We start from the raw sequence: 8,171 nt of genomic DNA, 5'->3' as shown, positions 1-8,171 counted from the left end.
ACCCATTCCTTGCCTTCTTTAAGCTTGGCTATCTCACCATCTGAGCTTTCTTCCTCAGATGTATTTTCTCCTTCATTTGAGCTTTCTTTTTCTTATAACTTTGTTTCTTCTTTAGCTTTTTCATCTACTTTTTTATCGCCACAGGCTACCAAACACGCCATAGCAAGACTTACTATAAATACTTTTTTAATTTTCATAATATATCCTTATCCCCTTCCCATTATTGATAGGACCTTTGCGTAGAGTGGTCCTGAGAATGAATATTCTACGACTGTTTTATCCCAATCTAAAATCTTATTTGCATCTATTATCTCTGGGTTAAGACCAGTTATTTGGCCATTTTTATCTAAACTTACAAGGCTTTCTATTTCCTTATCCCTGTAGGCGATTTTGATTTTCACACTTGGCATATCTTTTTCTTGGCTCTGGCAAATGAGGACGGTTGACCTTTGGCAAATACCATCGAGGAAATCATCATCTTTTTCGATTGGCTCGCCATTACTGCCTTTTTCTACAGACTTTAGACTTACAACAGCATTTTCCCATTTTGGTACAACTAGGTAAAAGTCATTACCAGTTAAAAATGCACTATTATCATCATTAGGATCTCTCTGGCCTTCTAAGATTAGTCTTGGGTCTTTATAGTCTGCAAAGCAAGCTTGCCAGGCAAATAGTTTGCTCATTACATTAGGTAGAGTATCTTCTGCATTGGCCCTGCCCATATAGATTATAAAGGCACTTACATTTTTATCATCTGGGTCTATACCAAGCTTTGTAGCCATCCTTACAAAGTCATCTGAGTATCGGTTAGTTTTATAATCAGGTCCAGCTAGGGTTTGGATTTCTATTGCTTCCCCTATGCCTGCATCTGAATAGATTTTGCTAAAAAACATTAGTCTACCTACTTCATTTACATAAAATATATTAGAATTATCTTGCCACAAGTCTTTGATGGCAAAACCTTCTTTATTTCCCATGTCATACTGGTAGGAAGGATTTGATAAATAACTGTCATAATGGTCAATTATGTGCCTATAGTAGTCCGCTAGGCTTTTTTCCATTAAGTCTAATTTCTGGTCAGGACTAATAGCAAAATAGGATAAGAGCTCATCATCTGTAAGACGCTTGCCATCTTTAATTGAAAAATTATAGGCCCTATATACTTGAAAACCTGAGTCAATATTATTGTAGAGATGGATGAAAACACTTAGGATTTCGTCGTCTTGGTAGGTTGAAAACTCTGCATGAACAAAGGGTTCATCGCTATCTTTAGAATAATCGTCCGCATCCTTGTACATGGTTTTTAACTCTTCAAGATCCTTTTCTATTTCCTCATTGGCTTGGTCCGCATCCTTTGAATCCAGCAAAATTTTTGGTAGGTGGATACCAAAGCGGAGACCCTTGGCCTTTTCCATTTGTTTTTCATCTACAAAATCCTTAAAGACTTGCCTATCTTCTACTAGGGTTGAATTACTACCTGCCTTTGCTCCTTCTAGGGCCTGAGCCTTTATTGGTTTTCTTTTAAAATTTATTTCTTTTACTAATTTTAAATCTTCATTGCTTTCTTCCTTGGCTAGGTTTTTTTCTTTAGGATTTTCATTTTCATCTTCAGATTTTTTTGCCAAATCCTTTGCTTTTTCTTCCCCTTCTTCTTCGCTTATCTTTGTAGGTTCTTCGTCAAGCTTTTCTTTACCACAGCCTACTAAAGCCAAGGCTAGAAAAATAAGAAGAACTTTTTGCCTTTTGCCTATCATAAACCCCCTCCTTACTTAAATTTGATCTTGTTTTAAATAAATATTAATTTTCTTTTTCATAGCAGCCTCTATTCTCTCAGCAAAAACATTTTCCTAATATAAATTTATCATAATTTTATTACCGTGTCAAGATAAACTCATAAATCTATTGGATTATTTATTATCAAATTACTTGTATTAAATAAAAAAATGATGTTTGAAATAAAATGATTATTTCAAACATCAAAATTAAAAATTTAATATATTTTTCCTAGACTGGCCATTAAAGTAAATCCTAGAAGAATTATTTTCTTATTTACCAATGGCGTTTTCCCTACCATAATAAAATAGGTATTGCTGGGCGTAACCAGCGAGATCCCCAAAAATTTCTCTAGCGTAGTAGTCTACTTGTTTTTTTGGGACTTCCTTACCTATAAAGAGTGTTTCCATTACTCTTTTTATCCAGACATCAACAGGGAAGGTCTCCCTCCTGTGGTAGGCAAAGAGCATGATGCAATCAGCTACTTTGGGGCCAATCCCCGGAAGTTCATTGAGTCTTTTGTGAAGATCGATATCTGTTAGATTTTTTTCATCTTCAAAATTCAAAAACCCATCTACAAAGGCCTGGGCTGTTTGGACTATCCTTACATCACGAAAACCAACCCTAGCATATTCCCTTAATTCCAGTGGGTCAACCTTGGCAAGAACTTCTGGAGATGGGAAAGAATAATATTTTTCTCCCAAATAATCCCCAAGATAATCGCCATACCTTTCGGAAATTATCCTTACCGCTTTTTTTATCCTTGGGATTTGGTTGTTTGCTGAAATAATAAAGGAGATTGTTGTTTCAAATAAGTCTTGGTTTAAAATCCTAATTCCATAACCATAGTCACTGGCTTTTTTTAGGATTTCAGATCCTGATAATTCTTCTTTTATCAGTTTATAATCTGTTCCTAGGTCAAAATAATCGTAGAAAATATCGTAAAAGTCATCAAGACTTACATTTCTAATCAAGGTATAACCGTCACATTCGAGCAGGTTTATGATTTTGCCTAAAAAAACTGCTGTAAAAGAGCCGTCATCATTTTTTCTAAAATTAAAACATTGACCACATTCAAAAATATGGTCAACTTTAAAAGAATCCTCCCTGAGGATAAGTCCCTCAGGGCCTTCTTTGATATCTAATTTTCTCTTATCCTTAGTAATATATCTCATTATTTAATCCTAAGGGCATGGATAGCAAGCCTTTGATCTGCATAGTCATATTGGCAGGTTGATAGGGTTAGTATTGTATCATCTTCCTTAAAAGGTCTTGTTTCAAGCTGAACTTCAGAACTTGATCTAAGCTTGTTGAAATAAGGAACCTTGTCCCCCTCATAAGTAAAGTCTAAAGTCCTATAGTCTGAAGTTGATGGAGTACCATAAGCTGAGAAAATTTCATATTTCCTTAAACCTTCTTCTGTGGTTACATAAATAATCCTATTTTTTTCTGCAAATTCTTGTTTTCTGTATTGGTCAAGTGGTGTAAACATAGAGTTTATCTCTAGATGGTGACCATAAATTACTGAATTATCATCATTCATATCTGGAGAATTATATACATCCATAAATACACAACCTGCTATATCATATTCCTTGTTAAGTCCCTTTCTTAAATAGTATTCATTATCAGGACCTTGAAGGATTGGATATTTTATACCAGTTCCAGGAATTTCAATTATAGCAATTACATCAGAGTTTTGTTCTTTTAATTTTTTTAGCAGTGTCAAGTGGATTTTCTCAAGTCTTTTCATTGGGTCTTTGACTTCTTCTTTAGAACCCTTCTCATCATCCCTATCGACTACCTCTTCTACTTCTTTTGATAAATCTTCTATATATCTGTTGTTTTTCATGTTTGTCCAGTAATCTAAGCCCCTCTTACCTAAGATAGAAATGCAGGCTAAGATTATCAAAATAAGGACAAATCTAATTAGAGCCATTATTTTTGATTTCATTTTACCACCTTTAAAAAGTTTCGTTTCATTAGTATAATATACCATAATAGAGCGTAAATAAAAGTATTTTATAAAAAAAGGAGAAACTATGACAGATTACAAGTTATATATCGGTACAGTTTGTAGGTTTTGTAAAAAAGTCGAAGATTTTATGAATGAAAATAATATAGATATTCCACTAGTAAATATAAATGAAAATAGAGAGGCTATGCTAGAGCTAATAGAAAAGGGTGGAAAAAGACAAGTTCCTTGCCTCTACCACGATGGCGAATACCTATACGAATCTGACGATATAATAAAATTCCTAAAGGAAAACTATAAATAAGGACCCATATGATTAAACTAATTGCATCAGATATAGATGAAACGTTAATAAGCCGAGATCAGAAAGTACCAGAAAGAAATAAAATAGCCATCAAAAAGGCAATAGAAAAGGGCATAATAGTCATGCTTGCAACTGGCAGAGGCCCTTATGAAATTTTTGACATACCAGAACAAGCAGGTGTAGTAGCTGACGATAGGTACATCGTTTGTTGTAACGGAGCTGTTATAATGAATGTAAAAACCAAAGAAGTTGTAAATGTAGTTGACATGGACTTTGACTATGCCAGAAGAATTTTCGCCTACGCCTATGAAAACAACCTAACTTTTTATCTTTACACCCTAGATAAAAAATACGGTATAAACCTATCTGACGATACAATAGTTGCCGAAAAGCACATAAATATCCTAGATACAGACAATATTGAATTTCTAAAAGATGAAACAATCTTAAAGGTAATTATAAAAAATACAGATATGAATAAACTCCAAGCTCATGAGGTAGATATAGCAAAAATAACCAACTACGAGCTAGAAATTTCCTATTCTTCAAATATGTATATGGAAATAAATGCCAAGGGTGTAAACAAGGCTGTGGCCCTAAAAAAAGTTTGCGACTACTATGGCATAGACTTAAAAGATGTTCTTGCCATAGGTGATAACCACAATGACGTAGCCATGCTTGAAGAAGTTGGCAGGTCTGTGGCGGTAAAAAATGCAAGACTCCAAGTAAGACAAACTGCAGACTATGTTACCCAACAAGATAACAACAAGGGTGCAGTTGGCGAAGCCATAGAAAAATTTGTTTTAAACCTATAAATTAAAAGACTAAGCAAAAATTTCTGCTTAGTCTTTTTCAATAATAGTTTCTATCTGTCATATACCTATATCCTAGGTATATAAGTCCCCCAACAATAATGATAGGCAAGAGTTGGGTTAGGATACCAAAAACAATCACAATTGGTAAAATAACCAAGCACCCAACTAGCAATAAGGGAAGGCTCACCAGACCTAGGCTAATGCCCAAAATACCCAAGATTAGTTTTAAAAATAATTTTATAAGTGGGATGCCGACAAAAATGGCACCAATGATTAAAAGTAAAGTTATCATATCTAGCTCCTTTTGAGAATATTATACATATATTAAAGTCGAGTGTCAAATATATTAATAATTATTTTTAAAATTGTCCATATCTCAAGTTATACTTTAATAATATTTATTAACAAAAAAAGAGAGCCTAAGCTCCCTGTGATAATTATTGTCTTCTAGCAAGTTGGCCATTAAGGATGTAGATTCCACCCCAGTTGCCATTGATTCTTTCTAGTCTAGTTACGATTTTACCTACTGTATCTTCTTCTTCTACTTGTTCATCAATGAAACCTTTGATGAATGAAAATACTCTTAGGTCTTCATCTTTAGCAACTTCTGCTATTTCAAGAATTCTTCTTGAAACTTCTTTTTCATGAGCTAGGGCTGCCTTAAATACATCTACTAGGCTTTCATAGTCATATTGTGGTTCAGCTATAGCTTTATATCTAACATCGTAGCCTACTTCTTGAAGGAAGTGTTTCATAGCTTCGCCATGTTCGATTTCTTCGTGAACTTGGCCATCAAACCAATGTGTAAATCCATCAAGTTCAAGTCTGTCTGTGTAAGCAGCCATTGCCTTGTAAATGTAGGCTGATTCATATTCAAAGTTCATTTGGTCATTTAATAGTTCTAATACTTTACTCATTTATTTCTCCTTTTTCTAGCAAATCACCGTATGGTATATATACTCCATATATATCTAGGTTTCTCGCTAATATCTCCTTCATTACTTGTGTTGTATTTCCGGAGTTTATTTTGACTGTGAAACTCTTATCCTTAATCATAAACTCATCCTCTGCGATTATGCCCTTTGATTTTAGGCCACAGAAAATCTCCATCGCCTCCTTTTTAGTGAATTTTTCATCTAATTGAAAGGTGAAAGGAAAAACTTTTGCAGAATCTATAAGAGGATTTATTTTTTTAATTAAAAGTAAGTCTTTCATAGCCATCTCCTATTAATAACATACCCATTTATTAAAAAGCTAACAATTATTTTCTTCCATTTCTTTTTTTGAGAAAATACAGCCACAATACTCCTGCCTATAAATCCCATATTCCTTTGAAAGCTCAATAGATTTCTTGTATCCATCTCTTTTTTTAAAATCAGCAAATAAATATTTTACGCCGTATTTTTCTTCAAGATCTTGTCCTATTTCATTTAGCCACTGGGCATTTTTATAAGGTGAGATTGATAAAGTAGTTGTGAAATATTCGTAGGATTTTTCCTTGGCAAGTCTTGCTGTTTCTTCTAGCCTTAATTTGTAACAATCATAGCAAGCCATACCAAATTCTCTGTCATCTTTTCTTTTTTGTGCCACTTGGTAAAAGTCTTTCATATCATTAAGAGGAATTATAACTTCTCCCTCAAAATTAGATTTTTCTGCAACTTTTTTTAGATTTTCTGCACGCTTATCGAGTTCTGACCTTGGGTAAATCATTGGGTTATAAAAATATAAATCCATGGCAAAGTATTCCCTAAGCCTTTGGATAACCTGTGTTGAACAAGGGCCACAACAAACTTGGAGCAAGAGCCTAGGTTTTTTTCCTTCTTTTTTCAATTTTTCAAGGGTTTCTTCCATTAGCCTATTGTAATTAATTTTATTCATAAAAACCTTTCAAGAAAAAAATCGCAAGAATAAACATTCCTGCGATTTGCATATTATCTCTTTGAGAATTGTGAAGATTTTCTCGCCTTTTTGAGACCTGGTTTTTTTCTTTCCTTTTTACGTGAATCACGTGTTAGGAAGCCTGCTCTCTTTAGGGCAATTCTTAGGTCTGGGTTTGCAATTATTAGCGCTCTTGCGATTGCGTGTCTAATAGCACCTGCTTGACCATTAAATCCACCACCATTTACATTTACTCTTATGTCATAGCTTGTAAGATTTTCTGTTAATGTTAGTGGGCTTCTTACTACTATTTTAAGAGATTCAAAATCAAAATATTGATCTAAATCTTTTCCATTTACGATTATATTTCCAGATCCTGGTACCATTGTTACTCTAGCAACAGAGGTTTTTCTTCTACCAGTTGATTGTATAATGTTATCTGCCATTTTTTACTCCTTATTTAAGATCTAAAGCTTCTGGGAATTGTGCTTCATGACCGTGATCAGCGCCAGCATAAACTCTTAGTTTCTTTGCCATAGCACGACCAAGTTTGTTGTGTGGAAGCATTCCTACGATAGCGTGTTCTACAATTCTTTCTGGGAACTTAGCTTGCATGTCTTTAAATTTAGTAATTTTAAGACCACCTGTGTATCCAGAATATCTCTTGTATTCTTTTTGATCTTCTTTGTTGCCTGTAAGCACTACCTTGTCAGCATTTACAACTATTACATAGTCTCCTGTGTCAAAGTGTGGAGTAAAGGTTGGTTTGTTCTTTCCTCTTAGTATTGCTGCAACTTGGCTTGCTAGTCTACCTAGAACCATGCCTTCTGCATCAACAACATACCATTTTCTTTCGATGTTTGATGGAGTCGCAGTCCATGTCTTTTGATGTTTCATCTCATCCTCCTATAATTTTTTCGGCTACTATATTTAGACACCGCACTAGTAGCTTGCGGCTGTACTCGTCCTGGCATTTTTTCATCGCTCCCAGGATATGCGATTCGTCTCGATTCCTTATGAAGGTCTGAGTCGACTGATATATAATACCAGCTTTTCTTGTATTTGTCAATATTTTTCTATTTTCTCCCAGCTAATTTTTTGTAGCTATAAGGTGAGAATAATAATAACATTGGGTATAGTTCGAGCCTTCCAAATAGCATGGCAAAGGTTAGGGTAAATTTAGATGCCGGTGCCATAGCTGCAAAGGATGATACCGGCCCAAAGTCTTTTAAGCCTGGTCCTACGTTGTTGTAGGTTGTAGCTACTGCCGCAAAGGCTGCTTCAAAATTTTCTACATCCCTACTTACTATTACCATAAAGAGGATAAAAAGAAGGATATATAAAACCAAATATTTATTTACAGCTTCTTCTAATTCCTCGTCCATCTTTTTACCATCTAGTTTTGTAATTGTTACCCTTCTTGGAT

The 8,171-nt window shown here is 34.4% G+C and carries 12 protein-coding genes; 2 read left to right on the top strand and 10 right to left on the bottom strand.

Annotated features, from left to right (window positions below):
• Positions 1-206: 206 nt before the first annotated feature.
• The 3 genes from RQ907_RS06315 to srtB form a co-directional block, all read right to left on the bottom strand.
• Positions 207-1,754: a hypothetical protein gene (locus RQ907_RS06315; protein WP_311492532.1), complete on the bottom strand. Its 1,548-nt coding sequence runs from the start codon at positions 1,752-1,754 to the stop codon at positions 207-209.
• 291 nt (positions 1,755-2,045) lie between these two features.
• On the bottom strand, positions 2,046-2,951 hold the full coding sequence (locus RQ907_RS06310; protein WP_311492533.1) for a DNA glycosylase: 906 nt from the start codon (positions 2,949-2,951) through the stop codon (positions 2,046-2,048).
• Positions 2,948-3,727 carry a class B sortase gene (gene srtB, locus RQ907_RS06305; protein WP_311492531.1) on the bottom strand — a complete coding sequence of 260 codons (780 nt, stop codon included), beginning with the start codon at positions 3,725-3,727 and terminating at the stop codon, positions 2,948-2,950. The genes RQ907_RS06310 and srtB overlap by 4 nt, the downstream gene beginning before the upstream one ends.
• 88 nt (positions 3,728-3,815) lie before the next feature.
• On the opposite strand from srtB, the gene RQ907_RS06300 reads away from it, so the two are divergent.
• Together RQ907_RS06300 and RQ907_RS06295 are read left to right on the top strand one after the other, a co-directional pair.
• Complete coding sequence (locus RQ907_RS06300) at positions 3,816-4,052, top strand: glutathione S-transferase N-terminal domain-containing protein (protein ID WP_311492530.1); 237 nt, start codon at positions 3,816-3,818, stop codon at positions 4,050-4,052.
• Between the two features lie 8 nt (positions 4,053-4,060).
• A complete protein-coding gene (locus RQ907_RS06295) occupies positions 4,061-4,867 on the top strand; it encodes a Cof-type HAD-IIB family hydrolase (RefSeq protein ID WP_311492529.1) in 807 nt (268 codons plus the stop codon).
• Between the two features lie 37 nt (positions 4,868-4,904).
• On the opposite strand, the gene RQ907_RS06290 is transcribed toward RQ907_RS06295, so the two are convergent.
• The 7 genes from RQ907_RS06290 to RQ907_RS06260 all read right to left on the bottom strand — a co-directional run.
• On the bottom strand, positions 4,905-5,159 hold the full coding sequence (locus RQ907_RS06290; protein WP_311492528.1) for a hypothetical protein: 255 nt from the start codon (positions 5,157-5,159) through the stop codon (positions 4,905-4,907).
• A 145-nt stretch (positions 5,160-5,304) separates the two neighbouring features.
• Positions 5,305-5,784 (bottom strand): ferritin, encoded by a 480-nt coding sequence (locus tag RQ907_RS06285; RefSeq protein ID WP_311492527.1) that lies wholly within the window; start codon positions 5,782-5,784, stop codon positions 5,305-5,307.
• The gene (locus RQ907_RS06280; protein WP_311492526.1) at positions 5,777-6,082 is read right to left on the bottom strand and encodes a hypothetical protein; all 306 of its coding nucleotides are present in this window, start codon (positions 6,080-6,082) and stop codon (positions 5,777-5,779) included. The genes RQ907_RS06285 and RQ907_RS06280 overlap by 8 nt, the downstream gene beginning before the upstream one ends.
• Before the next feature lie 39 nt (positions 6,083-6,121).
• Entirely contained in the window at positions 6,122-6,745 is a 624-nt protein-coding gene (locus RQ907_RS06275; RefSeq protein WP_311492525.1) for an epoxyqueuosine reductase QueH, read from the bottom strand.
• 53 nt (positions 6,746-6,798) lie between these two features.
• Positions 6,799-7,191 (bottom strand): 30S ribosomal protein S9, encoded by a 393-nt coding sequence (gene rpsI, locus RQ907_RS06270; protein WP_311492524.1) that lies wholly within the window; start codon positions 7,189-7,191, stop codon positions 6,799-6,801.
• 10 nt (positions 7,192-7,201) lie between these two features.
• The gene (rplM, locus tag RQ907_RS06265; RefSeq protein WP_311492523.1) at positions 7,202-7,642 is read right to left on the bottom strand and encodes a 50S ribosomal protein L13; all 441 of its coding nucleotides are present in this window, start codon (positions 7,640-7,642) and stop codon (positions 7,202-7,204) included.
• A gap of 179 nt (positions 7,643-7,821) precedes the next feature.
• The coding region (locus RQ907_RS06260; RefSeq protein WP_311492522.1) for a potassium transporter TrkG at positions 7,822-8,171 on the bottom strand (350 nt) is incomplete at its 5' end.

It is taken from the genome of uncultured Anaerococcus sp. (assembly GCF_963510575.1).
Classification (GTDB): Bacteria; Bacillota; Clostridia; order Tissierellales; family Peptoniphilaceae; genus Anaerococcus.
This window is presented reverse-complemented; position numbering and strand designations above follow the sequence as displayed.